The sequence below is a fragment of the Cellulosimicrobium composti genome (assembly GCF_009711085.1).
Lineage (GTDB): Bacteria > Actinomycetota > Actinomycetes > Actinomycetales > Cellulomonadaceae > Cellulosimicrobium > Cellulosimicrobium composti.
Window position 1 is genome coordinate 113333 of record NZ_WMKA01000007.1, and the last position, 16260, is coordinate 129592.

Annotated in this window: 11 protein-coding genes; 6 read left to right on the top strand and 5 right to left on the bottom strand. The window is 71.1% G+C overall.

The features are described from left to right. Positions 1-58 precede the first annotated feature (58 nt). From GJV82_RS05230 to GJV82_RS05245, 4 genes are all read right to left on the bottom strand, one after another. Entirely contained in the window at positions 59-1597 is a 1539-nt protein-coding gene (locus tag GJV82_RS05230) for an MDR family MFS transporter (RefSeq protein WP_024842230.1), read from the bottom strand. 309 nt (positions 1598-1906) lie between these two features. Then, on the bottom strand, positions 1907-3238 hold the full coding sequence (locus GJV82_RS05235) for an MFS transporter (RefSeq protein ID WP_024842229.1): 1332 nt from the start codon (positions 3236-3238) through the stop codon (positions 1907-1909). A gap of 483 nt (positions 3239-3721) precedes the next feature. Next, positions 3722-4813 (bottom strand): inositol-3-phosphate synthase, encoded by a 1092-nt coding sequence (locus tag GJV82_RS05240; RefSeq protein WP_155098468.1) that lies wholly within the window; start codon positions 4811-4813, stop codon positions 3722-3724. Continuing rightward, positions 4810-5505, bottom strand: coding sequence for a PadR family transcriptional regulator (locus GJV82_RS05245; protein ID WP_318657302.1), 696 nt, complete (start codon positions 5503-5505; stop codon positions 4810-4812). Before GJV82_RS05245 ends, GJV82_RS05240 begins: the two co-directional genes overlap by 4 nt. Positions 5506-5919: 414 nt before the next feature. Here GJV82_RS05245 and GJV82_RS05250 point away from each other — a divergent pair, with 414 nt between their 5' ends. From GJV82_RS05250 to rplI, 5 genes are all read left to right on the top strand, one after another. Continuing rightward, positions 5920-8352 (top strand): transglycosylase domain-containing protein, encoded by a 2433-nt coding sequence (locus GJV82_RS05250; protein WP_155098469.1) that lies wholly within the window; start codon positions 5920-5922, stop codon positions 8350-8352. A 153-nt stretch (positions 8353-8505) separates the two neighbouring features. Beyond that, positions 8506-8796 (top strand): 30S ribosomal protein S6, encoded by a 291-nt coding sequence (gene rpsF, locus GJV82_RS05255; protein WP_024842225.1) that lies wholly within the window; start codon positions 8506-8508, stop codon positions 8794-8796. Positions 8797-8942: 146 nt separating this feature from the next. Next, a complete protein-coding gene (locus tag GJV82_RS05260) occupies positions 8943-9488 on the top strand; it encodes a single-stranded DNA-binding protein (RefSeq protein ID WP_115941515.1) in 546 nt (181 codons plus the stop codon). Between the two features lie 101 nt (positions 9489-9589). Beyond that, positions 9590-9826 (top strand): 30S ribosomal protein S18, encoded by a 237-nt coding sequence (gene rpsR / locus GJV82_RS05265; RefSeq protein WP_021481584.1) that lies wholly within the window; start codon positions 9590-9592, stop codon positions 9824-9826. Positions 9827-9845: 19 nt separating this feature from the next. Next, positions 9846-10295, top strand: coding sequence for a 50S ribosomal protein L9 (rplI, locus tag GJV82_RS05270; RefSeq protein WP_024842223.1), 450 nt, complete (start codon positions 9846-9848; stop codon positions 10293-10295). A 67-nt stretch (positions 10296-10362) separates the two neighbouring features. On the opposite strand, the gene GJV82_RS05275 is transcribed toward rplI, so the two are convergent. Further along, positions 10363-11658, bottom strand: coding sequence for an MATE family efflux transporter (locus GJV82_RS05275; protein ID WP_318657307.1), 1296 nt, complete (start codon positions 11656-11658; stop codon positions 10363-10365). Between the two features lie 471 nt (positions 11659-12129). Between GJV82_RS05275 and GJV82_RS05280 the strand changes: the two genes are divergently transcribed. After that, positions 12130-15813 carry a replicative DNA helicase gene (locus GJV82_RS05280; protein ID WP_155098470.1) on the top strand — a complete coding sequence of 1228 codons (3684 nt, stop codon included), beginning with the start codon at positions 12130-12132 and terminating at the stop codon, positions 15811-15813. Positions 15814-16260 lie beyond the last annotated feature (447 nt).

Consider the following 16260-nt stretch of genomic DNA (forward strand, 5'->3'; position numbering starts at 1 on the left):
ACGGCACGGGTGCCGTGATCCGGTGATCACGGCACCCGTGCGATGCGGCGGGCTCGGGTCAGGCGTCGTCGGTCGCGACGGCGGCCTCGACCGGGGCCGAGTCGGCCGGGACGTCCGCGGTGGTGGCTTCTGCCGGGCCGTGGCCCGGGCCGTGCGGCTGGGCCGGGGAGCGGCGCAGCAGGAACGACAGGCCGACGGCCACGAGCATGACCGCCGTGCCCCACACGAACGCGTCGCCGACGCCCTCGGCGAGCGCGACCCGCGGGGACGCGCCGGCGTCGGCGTACGCGAGGGAGCGCGTCGTCATGACGGCGACGAACATCGCCGTGCCCGCGGCGCCCGCGAGCTGCTGCACGGTGCCGATCGACGCCGAGCCGTGCGAGTACTGGTGCGGAGCCAGCGCCGACAGGGCGGACGTGAACAGCGGCGTGAACATGAACGCGAGGCCCAGGCTCAGCGTGACGTGGAGCGCCAGGACGAACCACGGCGAAGACGTCGCGTGGATCGTCGTGAACGCGGCGAGCGCGACCGCGACGACGCTCACGCCCGGGATGACGAGCGGGCGCGGGCCCACGCGGTCGTAGAGCCGCCCGACCGTCGGGCCGAGCAGACCCATGAGCAGCCCGCCGGGCAGCACGATGAGCCCGGTCGCGAGCGGCTCCAGACCCATCGCGTCCTGCAGGAACAGCGGCAGGAGGATCAGCGAGCCGAACATCGCGACCATGCCGACGGCCATGATGCCGAGCGGCACGCTGAACCCGCGCTGCGTGAAGACCCGCAGGTCGAGCAGCGCCCGGTTCTCGCGCTGGAGCACGAGCTGGCGCCAGACGAACGCGCCGAGCGCGAGCGCGCCGAACGCGATCGGGACCGCCGGCGGGACGACCGGCGTGTGCCGCGCCGCCTCGCCGATGCTCGACAGGCCGTACACGAGGCCGCCGAATGCGAATGCGGCCAGGACGAGCGAGAACGGGTCCAGGCGGGAGTGTGTACGGTCGGCGACGTCCCGGATGTACAGGAATCCGAGCAGCAGCGCGACGAGCGCGATCGGCAGCACGATTCCGAACACCCAGCGCCAGCTCAGCGAGTTGAGGATGAGCCCCGACAGCGACGGGCCGAGGGCCGGGGCGGCCGCCATGACGATCGAGATGTTGCCCATGATCTTGCCGCGGATCGACGGCGGCACGAGCGTCATGATCGTCGTCATGAGCAGCGGCATCATGACCGCCGTGCCCGACGCCTGCACCACGCGGCCGACGAGCAGCCACGCGAAGCCGGGTGACACCGCGGCGAGGAGCGTGCCCGCGCTGAACAGCGACATCGCGAGCAGGTAGGCGCCGCGCGTCCCGAGGCGCTGCAGCAGGAAGCCGGTCGCCGGGATGACGACCGCCATGGTGAGCATGAACGCCGTCGTGAGCCACTGGCCCGTGCTCGCCGTGATGCCGAGGTCCGCCATGAGCGGCGCGAGCGCGACGCTCATCGTCGTCTCGTTGAGGATGACGACGAACGCGGAGCCCAGGAGCAGGGCGATGACGAGGAAGTCGGCACGGGGGAGCCGGTCGACCGGCGTCGAGGTGTCGTGGGTGGAGGGGGCTGTCACGGGGTCTCCGCTCGCGTCGGTGGCGGCCCGGGCCCGTGTCGGACCCGGTCGGGGGCAAGGTGGGCTGCGCGGGGGCAGCACGGGGTCGCGTGCGCTGCACGCGACGACGGTGTCTGTTCTCGGTCGACGGGCCGCAGGAGTCGGCGGGCCCGGGGACGGTGCGTGCGGCGTCGGCCACGACGATCCGTACCCTGTACGACCACTCGACATCCTGCGTTATTCCCGGCCCCTCTGACGACCCCTTTTCCGGGTGGAAGTCATCGGTTCCGCGGCGGGCGGAATCCGGCGCGACGGACGCCGGGCGGAGCGTCAGGCGACGGTCGTGCCCGGGGTCGGCGCGGCGTCGGGCACGGCGTCCCCCTCGACCTCCGCCGGGGTGCGGGCCCCGCGCAGCCACAGCACCGCCGCCGTCGCGACGTACGCGACCGCGAGGGCGACGAACACCGGCCGCGACCAGCCCGTGTCCGGGAGCGTGAACGCGGCGAGCGCCGCCGCGCCGACGAAGGCCGCGTTGTACAGGACGTCGTAGAACGCGAACGCACGACCCCGGAACGCGTCGCCCGTGTCGCGCTGCACGATCGTGTCCACCGCGATCTTCGTGCCCTGCGCCGCCAGGCCCAGCAGCGCCGCCGCCGTGTAGACCACGGCCCGCTCCGGCGTCGTCACGAGCAGCAGCTGGCTCGCCGCCGCGAGCAGCAGCATGATCGCGATCCACGCCTGCGGACCCGTGTAGCGCGACAGGACAGGCGTCAGCACAGCGGCCCCCGCGCCCCCGACGCCCGTGAGCCCGACGACGAGCCCGAACGTCACGAAGCCCGCGTCCTGGTCGCCCGGGTTGAGGAGGTTGCGCGACATGAGGATCGACGCGATGAACACCACGCCGTAGAGGAACCGGTGCGTCGCCATCGCGAGCAGCGCCTGCCCCGGGGTGCGTCGCGCCACGAGGTACCGGGCGCCGTCGACCAGACCGCGCGCGACCCGGGCGATCTCGGAGCGGATCGCCGACTCCGCCGGCCGCTCCGGCCCGAGCTGCGTGCGCCCCAGCCGCAGCGCGAGCAACGACGCCACGCCGAACACCACCGCCGCGCACACCAGCGCGGACGAGTCCTTGACCCGACCCGGGTCGAACGCGAGCCCGAGCACCACGCCGACGCCGCCGCCCACGAACGCCGCGCCCGCCCCGAGCGTCGGCGTCAGGGCGTTCGCCGTGAGGAGCAGCGGGCCGTCCACCACGCGCGGCAGACCCGCGGACAGCCCCGCCAGGAGGAACCGGTTGACCGACAGCGCCGCCAGACCGAGCGCGTAGATCCACGCGCTCACCCCGCCCGTGAGCATGAGCGCCGCCATGCCCAGCGTGATCACCACCCGCACCGCGTTGCCCCACGCGAGCACCTGCCGCCGCTGCCAGCGGTCGAGGAAGACGCCCGCGAACGGACCGACGATCGTGAACGGCGCGAGCATCACCGCGAACGCACCCGCGATCGCCGCGGCCGTCCCCTGCGACTCGGGGGAGAAGAACAGCAGCGACGCCAGGCCGACCTGGAACATGCCGTCGCCGGCCTGCGACACGAGCCGGACCGCGAACAGCCTGCGGAAGCCGCTCAGGCGCAGCAGCGCCCGCAGCTCGGAGATCACACCCACGCGTTCACCCTACGTTCGTCGTCGTGCGGCCGGACATGCGGTCGTCCCCCGCACCGGGCGGGGGTGTCCGACGGCGGTCCGTCGCCCGGTACCGGTCCGTCGCCGCCCTGGGGTCGGGCGACCGACGTCGGTCGGTCGCCCTGGGAGGTCGGGCGAGGAGGCGCGCCGCGTCTTCCATCCGCCGCTCGTCCCTCGCGGCTCCCGCCAGACCCACCACGACGCGGCGCACCTCCCCGCCCTCCCGCGGCACGTCACCTCGGGCGGTGGGCGGCTCGTGGCCCGGTCCGGCGGGAGGCCCTGTGCGCGGGAGAGCCCTGGCACCCGTCTGGGCGCCAGGGCTCTCCGCGGTGGTCGGCGGTCGGATCAGCGGGACCGTCGCAAGCACCTCAGGTCAGCACTCGACCATCCGGGTCGCGCCGCCCTTGCGCTCCGCTTCGGGCGAGTGCCTCGTTCCTCGGCCCTCACCCTGCACGTCGCTCCAGGTCAGCACTCGACCTCACCGGCGATGAAGGCCTCGAGCTGGGCGCGGCCCTTCGTGTCCTCCATCTGGACCGGCGGGGACTTCATGAAGTACGTCGAGGCCGAGAGGATCGGGCCGCCGACGCCGCGGTCCTTCGCGATCTTCGCGGCACGGACGGCGTCGATGATGATGCCGGCGGAGTTGGGGGAGTCCCAGACCTCGAGCTTGTACTCCAGGTTCAGCGGGACCTCGCCGAACGCGCGGCCCTCGAGGCGCACGTACGCCCACTTGCGGTCGTCGAGCCACGCGACGTAGTCCGACGGGCCGATGTGGACGTTGCGGTCCTCCTTCTTGCCGCCGAGCGGGCCCTCGAGGTTCGAGGTCACGGCCTGCGTCTTGGAGATCTTCTTGGACTCCAGGCGCTCGCGCTCGAGCATGTTCTTGAAGTCCATGTTGCCGCCGACGTTGAGCTGGTAGGTGCGGTCCAGCACGACGCCGCGGTCCTCGAAGAGCTTGGCGAGCACGCGGTGCGTGATCGTCGCGCCGACCTGCGACTTGATGTCGTCGCCGACGATCGGGACGCCGGCCTGCTCGAACTTCGCGGCCCACTCCGGGTCGGACGCGATGAAGACGGGGAGGGCGTTGACGAACGCGACGCCCGCGTCGATCGCGGCCTGCGCGTAGAACTTCGCGGCCTCCTCGGAGCCCACGGGCAGGTAGCAGACGAGCACGTCGACCTGCGCCTCGCGCAGCGCGGCGACGACGTCGACCGGCTCCGCGTCGGACTCCTCGATCGTCTGCGCGTAGTACTTGCCGACGCCGTCGAGGGTCGGGCCGCGCTGGACGGTCACGCCGAGCGGCGGGACGTCCGCGATCTTGATCGTGTTGTTCTCCGAGGCGTTGATCGCCTCCGAGAGGTCGAAGCCGACCTTCTTCGCGTCGACGTCGAACGCCGCCACGAACTCGAGGCTCGACACGTGGTAGTCGCCGAACTGCACGTGCATCAGACCCGGCACGGTGCTGCTCGGGTCGGCGTCACGGTAGAAGTGCACGCCCTGGACGAGGGACGATGCGCAGTTGCCTACGCCGACGATGGCGACGCGGATGGAGGTCATCCTCGCTCCTTGGTGTTCGTTGTTCCAGGGTCCTCGGGACGCCTCGCGCCGTCGGGCTCCTGCTCGGTTGGTTCCGCAGGATGCGGGGTGCTGCTGGTCCGTGCGCGCGTGGTGCCCCGGGAGTGCCCGGAGCTCCGGTCGCGCTCGGTGGTGATGAGACCGTCGAGCCAGCGCACCTCGCGCTCGACCTGCTCGAGTCCGTGACGTTGCAGCTCGAGCGTGTACTCGTCGAGCCGCTCGCGGGTGCGAGCCGCGGACTCCCTGACCGCCTCCAGCCTCTCCGTGAGCCGGGTGCGCCGGCCCTCGAGGATGCGGATGCGGGTCTCGGCGTCCGTCTGCGCGAAGAACGCGAACCGGACGTCGAAGCTCTCGTCCTCCCACGCGGCCGGCCCGGAGGAGGCCAGCACGCCCTGGAGGTGCTCCTTGCCCTCCGCCGTCAGCTCGTAGACGATGCGCGCGCGCTTGCCCGAGAGGGCGGGCGCGAGCGTCGACTGCGCGGCCGACTGCTCGGTGCCGGTGATGAGCCCGCGGGCCACCAACGACTTGAGGGCGGGGTACAGCGAGCCGTAGGAGAGCACGCGGAACGACCCGAGCATGAGGTTGAGCCGCTTGCGCAGCTCGTACCCGTGCAGGGGCGACTCCTTGAGGAGGCCGAGGATCGCGGTCTCGAGCACGGGCGTCCTGCTGCGCACGATCCCACCTCCCCGACGCTCGTTCGGCGTGCCCCGGCGGGACTCGCTGTGACGTGATGCGACTCGATGTATCGAGTCGATACATCGACAGGTTAGGTCGTGTCGATGCGTCGTGCAATCCTGCGGGACGACGGCGCGCCGCGCCACAGATGTGAAGGACCCGCGGAGGGGGCGGGACGCCGCGGCGAATCAATGGCGCACGATTCGCCGGACGGGGGGCGTGGGCCCTTGTGGGCGCAGGACGACGCCCTATTGTTCAGGGTGGTCCGGCGTGTGCCGACCCCTGTGCCCGACGGCGGCCCCCGCACCCGAGGCGGGGATCTCGCCGCGGGAGGGCGGTCGCCACGGCGGGCCGCGAGCGGGCACCGCGACCGCGGCCCTCGCTCTCCGACGCCCCCCAGAGGAAGGTAGACCGTGGCGCGATCCACGAGGACGAAGGGACGGACGGCCCCGCGCGGGCGCCGTCGGTTCTTCGACTACCCGCGCTCGCGCGTCAAGGGCTTCCGCCGCTGGCTGCCGTCGTGGCGCGTCGTCGTCGGGACCATGCTCACCGGCGTGGCGCTCGTGGCGGGCGTGGCCGTCGCCGCGTGGTTCACGACCGACGTCCCGACGAAGCTCCCGAGCGTCGGCGCGCAGACCTCGACGGTCTACTGGGGCGACGGCACGACCGAGATGGGCACGTACGCCGTCGAGAACCGTGAGATCGTCGACTTCGAGACCCTGCCCGACTACGTGGGCAACGCGGTCGTCGCGTCCGAGGACCGCACGTTCTGGACGAACTCGGGCGTGGACGTCCGCGGCATCGCGCGCGCCTTCTACAACAACATCAAGGGCGGCGGGCGCCAGGGCGCCTCGACGCTGACGCAGCAGTACGTCGAGCGGTACTACACGAGCACCGTCACGGACTACGCGGGCAAGGCCCGCGAGGCGATCCTCGCGCTGAAGATCACGCAGCAGCAGGACAAGTCCGAGATCCTCGGCAACTACCTCAACACCATCTACTTCGGCCGCGGCGCGTACGGCATCCAGGCGGCCGCGCAGAAGTACTACGGCGTCAACGCCGCCGACCTCACGGTGTCGCAGGCTGCCATGATCTCGGGCATCATCCCGAGCCCCACGAACTGGGACCCCGCCAACAACCCGGAGCAGGCCGAGCACCGCTGGAAGCGCTCGCTCGACAACATGCTCGAGGACGGCCACATCGACAAGGCCCAGTACGACGAGGCGATCGCCGGCGGGTTCCCCATGGCGATCGAGTACGTGAAGTCGGACAAGTACGCCGGCCCGACCGGCTACCTCCTCGCGATGGTCGAGGAGGAGCTCGCGAGCGAGAGCATCGACATCTCCGAGGACGACCTGACGAGCAAGGGCTACAAGATCACGACGACGATCGACCCGGCGATGCAGAAGGCCGCGGTGGAGACGATCGACACGCTCCCCCAGGAGAGCCGCGGCGACGAGAACCCGGTGTCCCCGAACCTGCGCGCCGCGCTCGTGTCGATCGACCCGAACGACGGTTCGATCCGCGCGCTCTACGGTGGCGCGAACTTCCTGGAGAACCAGTACAACAACGCGACCAGGGGCGCGGCCCAGGGTGGATCGACGTTCAAGCCCTTCACGCTCGTCGCCGCGCTCGAGGACGGGCACACGCTCGACGAGCGCTTCGACGGGAACTCGCCCAAGACCTTCCCCGGCGCGAACGACGGAGGGGACTGGAAGGTCCGCAACTTCGGAGACGCCGACTGGGGGAACATCGACCTGGTCAAGGCGACCGCGCAGTCGGTGAACACCGCCTACGCCGAGCTGAACATCGAGGTCGGGCCGGAGAAGACGGCGGACGTCGCGACGCGCCTCGGCATCACCGACGGCAAGGTCGGCAGCAACGCCGCGAACGTGCTCGGTGACGCGACCGTCACGCCGCTCGAGCTCACGAACGCCTACGCGACCCTCGCGGCGCAGGGGATGCGGTCGACACCGCACATCATCGCGAACGTCGTCGACGCCCGTGGCAACCTCGTCTACCAGGCACCGGGCGCGGACAAGCGCACCCCCGTGTTCGACGCGGACGTGATGGCGGCCACGACGTACGCGCTGTCCCAGGTCGTCGAGGAGGGCTCGGGCAAGCCCGCGCAGGCCATCGGCCGCCCGGCGGCGGGGAAGACCGGTACGTCGACCGCCAACAAGTCGGCCTGGTTCGCCGGGTTCACCCCGGGCCTCGCGACCGTCGTCGGCCTGTACCAGTCGGGCCCGGAGGGCGAGCAGGAGGACATCACGCCGTTCGGCAGGTGGGTCGGCGACGAGATCACGGGTGGTTCGTGGCCGGTCGAGGCGTGGACGTCGTACATGCAGACCGCGGCGGCGAACCTGCCCGTCGGCGAGTTCCCGACGTACACGCCGCCGAAGCCGCAGCTGCCCGAGGAGACCCCGACGCAGGAGCCGACCGAGGAGCCGACGGAGGAGGAGACGCCGGACGAGCCGGAGCAGCCGGAGCAGCCGGAGAACGTCACGGTGCCCGCCGACCTCCAGGGGCGGACCGTCGACGACGCCAAGGCAGCGCTCAGGGCCCTCGGTCTCAAGTGGGCGGTCACCGAGGAGTTCTCGGAGGAGCCGCGCGGCATCGTCATCAAGGCGGGCTCTGCGGGAGCGGAGGTGCCGCCGGGCTCGACGATCGCGCTCGTCGTCTCGAAGGGACCGGACCCGGGGCAGCAGCCCGAGGACCCGGACCCGACGGACCCGCCGACGGGCGACCCGACCGATCCCGGTGACGGGAACGGCGGCCCGGGTGGCGGTGGTCCGGGCGGTGGCGGCGGTCCCGGTGGCGGCGGCGGCCCGGGATCGGGCGGCTGACCCCGGCAGCGCCGCAGATTTCCGGGGGCCTGCGCCGAGCGGGTACCCTGGGGAGCTGCCGTCCGCGCGTCGGGCGGCAGCAGCACGAATGCATGAACCCTCCTGTCACGGAGAGACCGTGACCGCGAAGACCAGAGGAGGTGGGTTATCCGCATGCGTCAGTACGAACTGATGATCATCCTCGACCCCGAGATCGAGGAGCGCACCGTCGCCCCGTCGCTCGACAAGTACCTGTCGGTCATCAAGACCGACGGCGGCACCGTCGACAAGGTGGACATCTGGGGTCGTCGCCGCCTGGCGTACGACATCAAGAAGAAGTCCGAGGGCATCTACGCGGTCGTCGACTTCACGTCGACCTCCGACACCGCCAAGGAGCTCGACCGCCAGCTCGGCCTGAACGAGGCCGTCCTGCGGACGAAGATCCTGCGCACGGACGCTCGCTGATCCTCCCGCTTCCCCCGTTCGACCCGTCCTCCACCGGACACCGCACGCCGTAGCGCGTGTGGGCGCCGCGTGATGGGATGAGCCGACGCGAGAGGCGTACGAGCACGAACGCGACGACGTAGACGACACACACGAAGGAGCTGGCCATGGCAGGTGACACCGTCATCACGGTGATCGGGAACCTCACGGGAGACCCGGAGCTGCGTTTCACCCCCTCGGGTGCGGCGGTGGCCAACTTCACGGTGGCGTCGACGCCGCGGACCTTCGACCGCCAGGCGAACGAGTGGAAGGACGGGGACACCCTGTTCATGCGCTGCTCGATCTGGCGCGAGGCCGCGGAGAACGTCGCGGAGTCGCTGACGAAGGGCATGCGCGTCATCGTGCAGGGCCGCCTCGTCCAGCGCTCGTACGAGACACGCGAGGGGGAGAAGCGCACCGTCGTCGAGCTGCAGGTGGACGAGATCGGTCCCTCCCTGCGCTACGCCTCCGCGAAGGTCACCCGCGCCCAGCGCTCGGGTGGCGGTGGCGGCGGCTTCGGCGGCGGTGGCGGCTACGGAGGTGGCGCCAACTCCGGTGGCGCCTCCGGCGGCGGATTCAGCTCCGGCGGCGGTCAGCAGCAGAGCGACGACCCGTGGGCCACGGCTGGTCCCGCGTCGTCCGGTGGCTCGTTCTCCGACGAGCCCCCGTTCTGATCGCCCGCCACTCCCAGAACACACACCCGTCCCCGCGGGTGCCGCACCGCCCGACGGTGCGGACCGCACGCGGGGATCGCACCTTGTAGAGGAGCAACACCATGGCGAAGCCTGTGGTGCGCAAGCCCAAGAAGAAGTCCAACCCGCTGAAGTCGGCCAAGATCGAGTCGGTCGACTACAAGGACACCGCGCTGCTGCGCAAGTTCATCTCCGACCGCGGCAAGATCCGCGCGCGTCGCGTGACCGGCGTCTCCGTCCAGGAGCAGCGTCAGATCGCTCGTGCGGTGAAGAACGCGCGCGAGATGGCGCTGCTGCCGTACACGTCGACGGCACGCTGAGCGGGGAGGGGAAGAACTCATGGCCAAGCTGATCCTGACCCACGAGGTCACCGGTCTCGGTGAGCCCGGCGACGTCGTCGAGGTGAAGGACGGGTACGCCCGTAACTACCTCGTCCCGCGCAAGCTCGCCACGCCGTGGTCCAAGGGCGCCGAGTCGCAGGTGACTGCGATCCGCAAGGCGCGCAAGGCCCGCGAGATCGCGTCGCTCGACGACGCGAAGGCGATCCGCGACTCGCTGCAGTCGAAGCCGGTCGTCGTGCCCGCGAAGGCCGGCAACGCCGGTCGTCTCTTCGGCGCCGTGACGACGGCGGACATCGCGTCCGCGGTCGCCGCCGCCGAGGGCCCGTCGATCGACAAGCGCAAGATCGAGATCGGCCAGCCGATCAAGGCGACGGGGGACTACACGGTCTCCGTCCGCCTCCACCCGGAGGTCTCCGCGACCCTCGCGGTGAAGGTCGTCGCCGCCTGATCTGCTGCTGAAGCAGTCCGAAGGCCCGGTCCCTCCTCGGAGGGGCCGGGCCTTCGTGCGTCCCGGGTCACGTCGTCCCGGTGACCATCCACGCGGTGCCGCGGGCGCGCAGCCCGGTCGTGACGGCGCGCGCCGCCATGAAGACCCCCGCGAAGGCGAGCCACAGCCACGCGAGGCCCGCCGCGCCGTCGGGCGCCCAGTGCCGCACGGCGAGGGCGGCGGGGGCGTAGACGACGAGCGTGAGCATCCCGGCCCACGCGAGGAACCGCCCGTCGCCGGCGCCGATGAGGACGCCGTCGAGCACGAACACCCACCCGGCCATCGGCATGAGCACCCCGCACACGGCCATCCCCACGGCGACGGCGGCGCGCACGTCCGGGTCGGACGTGAACAGGAGCGCGAACCACCAGCCGCCCGCGGCCATGACGACGCCGATCGCGGCCCCCGCGGCGACGCCCCACTGCAGGGTGCGGCGCAGGACGGCGCGGACGCGCGGGACGTCGTCGGCCCCCAGGCCGTGGCCGACGAGCGCCTGGGCGGCGATCGCGAGGGCGTCGAGCGCGAACGCGGCCAGGCCCCAGACGGACGTGACGACCTGGTACCCGGCGAGCGTGACCTCCCCGAGCCCGGTCGCGACGAAGACCGTCAGCAGGATGGCGAGGCGCAGGGACAGCGTGCGGACGAAGAGCGGAACGCCCGCGCGTGCGTTGGCCCAGATGCCGCCCGCCGCGGGCCGCAGGGACGCACCGTGCCGGCGCGCCCCGCGCACCACCACGACGACGAGGACCGCGCCCATCGTGAGCTGCGCGACCGCCGTGCCGATGCCGGACCCGGCGATGCCCAGCCCGGCCCCGTAGACGAGGACGACGTTGAGGACGGCGTTGAACGAGGCTCCGCCCGCGGCGACCCACAGGGGCGTGCGCGTGTCCTGCATGCCGCGGAGCACGCCCGTGGACGCGAGGACGAGGAGCATGCCCGGCAGGCCGAGCGTCGACCAGCGCAGGTAGACCACGGCGTGCTCGGCGACCGCTCCCGCGCCGCCCATCGCGCCGACGGCCCACGGCGCGGTCGTCCACAGGGCGGCGGCGAGGGCGACGCCCAGCCCGAGGGCGAGCCACAGGCCGTCGATGCCCGACTGCAGGGCCTCGCGCACGTGCCCGGCACCGATGCGGCGCGCGACGGCGGCCGTGGTCGCGTAGGCGAGGAACACGCACAGGCCGACGAGTGTGACGAGGAGGGTCGAGGCGAGGGAGAGCCCGGCGAGCTGCGCAGTGCCGAGGTGGCCGACGACGGCGCTGTCGACGAGGACGAAGAGCGGCTCGGCGACGAGCGCGCCGAGCGCGGGGACGGCGAGCGCGAGGATCTCGCGGTCGAGGCGCGACCGCCCCCGCCGACCTGTGGACGACGACGCGGGGGCGACGACGTCCCCGTGCCGACCCGGGTCGCCGGACGGCTCCCGGCGTGTCGTCGGCGTGTCGTCGGACTTTCTTTCTTCCACACCCCTGAGGGTAGTGATGCACCTGGTCAGCGGACGCTCACGGTGATGTACACAGGGAGATCGTGAGTTTGTCCACACCGTTTTCCACCGGGTGTGCACAGCGTGGAGGACTGTGTCCACAGGATCGGGGGTCCCTGTCCACCGGGCGTGCACAGGGTCGTTTGCAGGGTGTCCGAGCGCGATCTAGTGTCGCGGGGTCGTGCCTGTCGGAGGCGGGAGGTGCGGCCACCGGGACAGTCGTGTGGGTGGCCCGCTGTAGAACACGTGTACGACGAAGGGTGGTCCCGACCGCGCGGCCCACGAGGGTCGTCGCGGACTCGGGGGAGCGAGGGGCGCATGTCGATCGAGGAGCTCGAGGAAAGCTACGGGGGGCCGGGTCCGTCCGGGTTCGACCGGACGCCGCCCCAGGACGTCGCGGCGGAGATGAGCGTGCTCGGCGGCATGCTCCTGTCGAAGGACGCGATCGCCGACGTCATCGAGCAGATCCGCGGCTCCGACTTCTACCGCCCCGCGCACGAGATCGTGTACGAGGCGATCATCGACCTCTACGGCCGCGGCGAGCCCGCCGACGCGATCACCGTCGTCGCGGAGCTCACCAAGCGCGGCGAGCTCCAGCGCATCGGCGGCGCCCCCTACATCCACGACCTCATGGCCGGCGTCCCCACCGCCGCGAACGCCGGGTACTACGCCCGGATCGTGCGCGAGCGCGCCGTCCTGCGGCGCCTCGTCGAGGCCGGCACGCGCATCGTGCAGCTCGGCTACGCGACCGACGGCGGCGACGTCGACGAGATCGTCAACAACGCCCAGGCCGAGGTCTACGCCGTGACCGAGCGGCGCACGACCGAGGACTATCTGCCGCTCGCCGAGATCCTCGGGCCCACGTTCGACGAGATCGAGGCCGCCCAGGGCCGCGGCGAGGGCATGACCGGCGTCCCCACCGGCTACTCCGACTTCGACCGGCTCACCAACGGGCTCCACCCCGGCCAGATGATCGTCGTCGCTGCGCGACCCGCTATCGGCAAGGCGCTCGCACTGGACACGCCGCTCCCGACGCCGTCGGGCTGGACGACGATGGGTGACGTCGCCGTCGGTGACCTGCTCCTCTCCGCGGACGGCACGCCCACGCGCGTCGTCGCCGCGACGGAGGTCATGGTCGACCGCCCGTGCTACGAGGTCGAGCTCGACGACGGCACGGTGATCGTCGCGGACGCCCAGCACCAGTGGGTCACCTCGACCCGCGCCCAGCGGCGCGCGGTGCGATCCGGCGTGATGCCGGAGTCGTCCGTGCGGACGACCGAGGAGCTCGCCGCCACGCTCCGGACGGCGACGGCCGACCAGCGCACGAACCACTCCATCGTCACCGCGGCGCCGCTCGACCTGCCCGACGCGGACCTCCCGATCCACCCGTACGCACTCGGGGTGTGGCTGGGCGACGGCAGCTCCCGACGTGCCGAGTTCACCTCGGCCGACCCCGAGATCGCGATGCGAATCGAAGGTCTTGGGTACGTCGCACGGGCGAAGGGCAGTGCGGAGGGCCGCGCGCGGGCGTACACCATGCTTCTGCCCGAGAACGGCACGATGGAGGGTCGGCTCCGGACACTCGGGGTGCTGTCGAACAAGCACATCCCGGCTGCGTACCTCCGTGCGAGCGAGTCCCAGCGCCGGGACCTCCTGGCGGGGTTGCTCGACACGGACGGCACCGTCATGCCGCAGGGCAGCGTCCAGATCAGTCTGACGAACGAGCGTCTCGCGCGCGGGACGCAGGAACTCATCCTGTCGCTCGGGTACCGCACGGGTTGGTCGACGAAGACCGTGAAGGGGCGGACCGCGGCGTCGTCGACGGCGTACACGATCACCTTCACGACCGAGGACGACGTCTTCTGGCTGGAGCGCAAGCGCCTCGCCCACAAGGAGCGTCGCCGTCCGGGCACCGCGCGGCTCACGTCACGGTTCGTCGTCGACGTCCGCCGGGTCGAGTCGGTGCCGGTGCGCTGCGTCGAGGTCGACCATGCCTCGCACCTGTACCTGGCAGGACGATCGATGGTGCCGACGCACAACTCCGTGCTCGGCATCAACGTCGCGACGCACGCCGCGGTGCACCACCAGATGGCGTCCGTCATCTTCTCCCTGGAGATGAGCCGCAACGAGATCACCATGCGTCTTCTCGCCGCGGAGGCCAAGGTGCCGCTCACCCGGATGCGCTCCGGGAAGATGGACGACCAGGACTGGCAGAAGCTCGCGGCCACCATGGGCAAGGTCGCCGAGGCGCCGCTGTTCATCGACGACTCGCCCAACATGTCACTCATGGAGATCCGGGCGAAGTGCCGGCGCCTCAAGCAGCGGCACGACCTCAAGCTCGTCGTGATCGACTACCTCCAGCTCATGAGCTCGGGCAAGCGCGTCGAGTCACGCCAGCAGGAGGTCTCGGAGTTCTCGCGTGCGCTGAAGCTCCTCGCGAAGGAGCTCGAGGTTCCGGTCATCGCCATCTCGCAGCTGAACCGTGGTCCTGAGCAGCGTGGCGACAAGAAGCCGCAGATGAGCGACCTACGTGAGTCGGGCTGCCTCACCGAGGACACGAAGATCCTGCGCGCCGACACCGGCGCAGAAACGAGCCTGGGCGAGCTCTTCGCGCTCAACGCCAAGGACGTCCCGGTGTGGGCGCTCAACGACCGGCTCCAGTACGTCCGCCGCCACCTCACGCACGTGTTCCCCACGGGCGTGAAGCCCGTGTTCCGGATGCGACTGGCGTCGGGCAAGGAGATCGAGGCGACGGCGAACCACCCGTTCCTCACCTACGACGGCTGGACCGCGCTCGGCGACCTGGAGGTCGGGTCGCGCATCGGCGTGCCGCGCCACGTCCCCGGCCCGGAGCGGAACCTCGAGTGGGACGACCGCAAGGTCGTCATGCTGGCGCACCTCCTGGGCGACGGCTCGTTCGTGAAGCGACAGCCGATCCGCTACGCCTCCATCGACGAGCGGAACCTCGCCACCGTCTCCGAGGCGGCAGGTGCCTTCGGGATCACCCCGATCCGCGACGACTACGCCGCGGCCCGAGTCACGACCCTGCGCCTTCCCGCGCCCTACCGGCTCGCCAGGGGTCGCCGGAACCCGATCGCCGAGTGGCTCGACGACATGGGCCTGTTCGGCGCGCGCAGCCACGAGAAGTTCATCCCGACGAGCGTCTTCCACCTGCCCAAGCGCCAGATCGCGCTCTTCATCAAGCACATCTGGGCCACGGACGGCTCGGTGACGATCAACAAGAACGGACGCAGCGGGCGGATCTACTACGCCTCGACCTCGCGCGAGCTCGTCGACGGGCTCGCTCGTCTGCTGCTGCGGTTCGGTATCTCGACGCGTGTGCGGACGGCGACCCCCAAGGGGTCGTACCGCCCCGGGTACACGCTGGACGTGAGCGGGGTGGACGACCAGCGCCGCTTCCTCCAGGAGATCGGTGTGCACGGCGACCGCGGGGACATCGCCGAGAGGTTGCTGACGATCATCCGCGAGACGCGCGCCAACACGAACGTCGACACCGTTCCGCGCCGGGTCTGGGCCGACGTCCGCGACATCCTCGTCGAGCGCGGCATGACGCACCGTGAGTTCGCCGACGCGATCGGTACACAGTTCTGCGGCAGCGCGCTGTGGAAGAACTCGCCGTCACGGCATCGCCTCGGCAAGATTGCAGCGGTGCTCGAGAGCGAGGAGCTCGAGATCATGGCGGTCAACGACCTCCTGTGGGACGAGGTCGTCTCGATCGAACCGAGGGGGGAGAAGCAGGTCTACGACGCCACCGTCCTCGACGGGCACAACTTCGTCGCCAACGGTATCGCCGCACACAACAGCATCGAGCAGGATGCCGACGTCGTGATCCTGCTCCACCGCGAGGACGCCTACGAGAAGGAGTCGCCCCGAGCGGGTGAGGCCGACCTCATCGTCGCCAAGCACCGTAACGGCCCGACGGACACGATCACCGTCGCGTTCCAGGGCCATTACCAGCGCTTCGCGGACATGCAGATGTAGCGACTTGTATTGTCGACGTGCAGCCTAGATTGCAGAATCCTGCACACATGCTGCATGGGGAGTGCTTTGCCTAAGCTTGGTCCAGTTGTGGTGGGCGTAGCTGTGCAGTGGTCCGGCTCGTAGTTGCCCTGCCGTCACGGTCCCGTCGATGGCGGTATTGAGGTGGTCACGGGCCTGCTGCCATACTCGCTCCGTGCCCCGTAACCCGGTTGTGGGCACCGGCCACGAACCTCGGCTTCGGCTGTGTGGCCCGCGGAGAGCCTGACCGACCTCCGTGGCTCGGGCTGACCGACCCGATGAGAACGGATCTTTGGATCCAGCTTGTCGTGGTGTCGGACTCAGCGAGGTCAAGATGGCGGAGCGAAGGCAGAGACGGGTCGAGATCCGGTCGGCCCGGACGGGTCGACCGGCGACGCGTGACCGCGTCCATGACGCGAATGAGCTCGT

Coding starts and splice junctions, on each gene's coding strand:
- GJV82_RS05240 (WP_155098468.1), bottom strand. CDS start 4,813: ATGACCTCCATCCGCGTCGCCATCGTCGGCGTAGGCAACTGCGCATCG.
- rpsF (WP_024842225.1), top strand. CDS start 8,506: ATGCGTCAGTACGAACTGATGATCATCCTCGACCCCGAGATCGAGGAG.
- GJV82_RS05260 (WP_115941515.1), top strand. CDS start 8,943: ATGGCAGGTGACACCGTCATCACGGTGATCGGGAACCTCACGGGAGAC.
- GJV82_RS05280 (WP_155098470.1), top strand. CDS start 12,130: ATGTCGATCGAGGAGCTCGAGGAAAGCTACGGGGGGCCGGGTCCGTCC.
- rpsR (WP_021481584.1), top strand. CDS start 9,590: ATGGCGAAGCCTGTGGTGCGCAAGCCCAAGAAGAAGTCCAACCCGCTG.
- rplI (WP_024842223.1), top strand. CDS start 9,846: ATGGCCAAGCTGATCCTGACCCACGAGGTCACCGGTCTCGGTGAGCCC.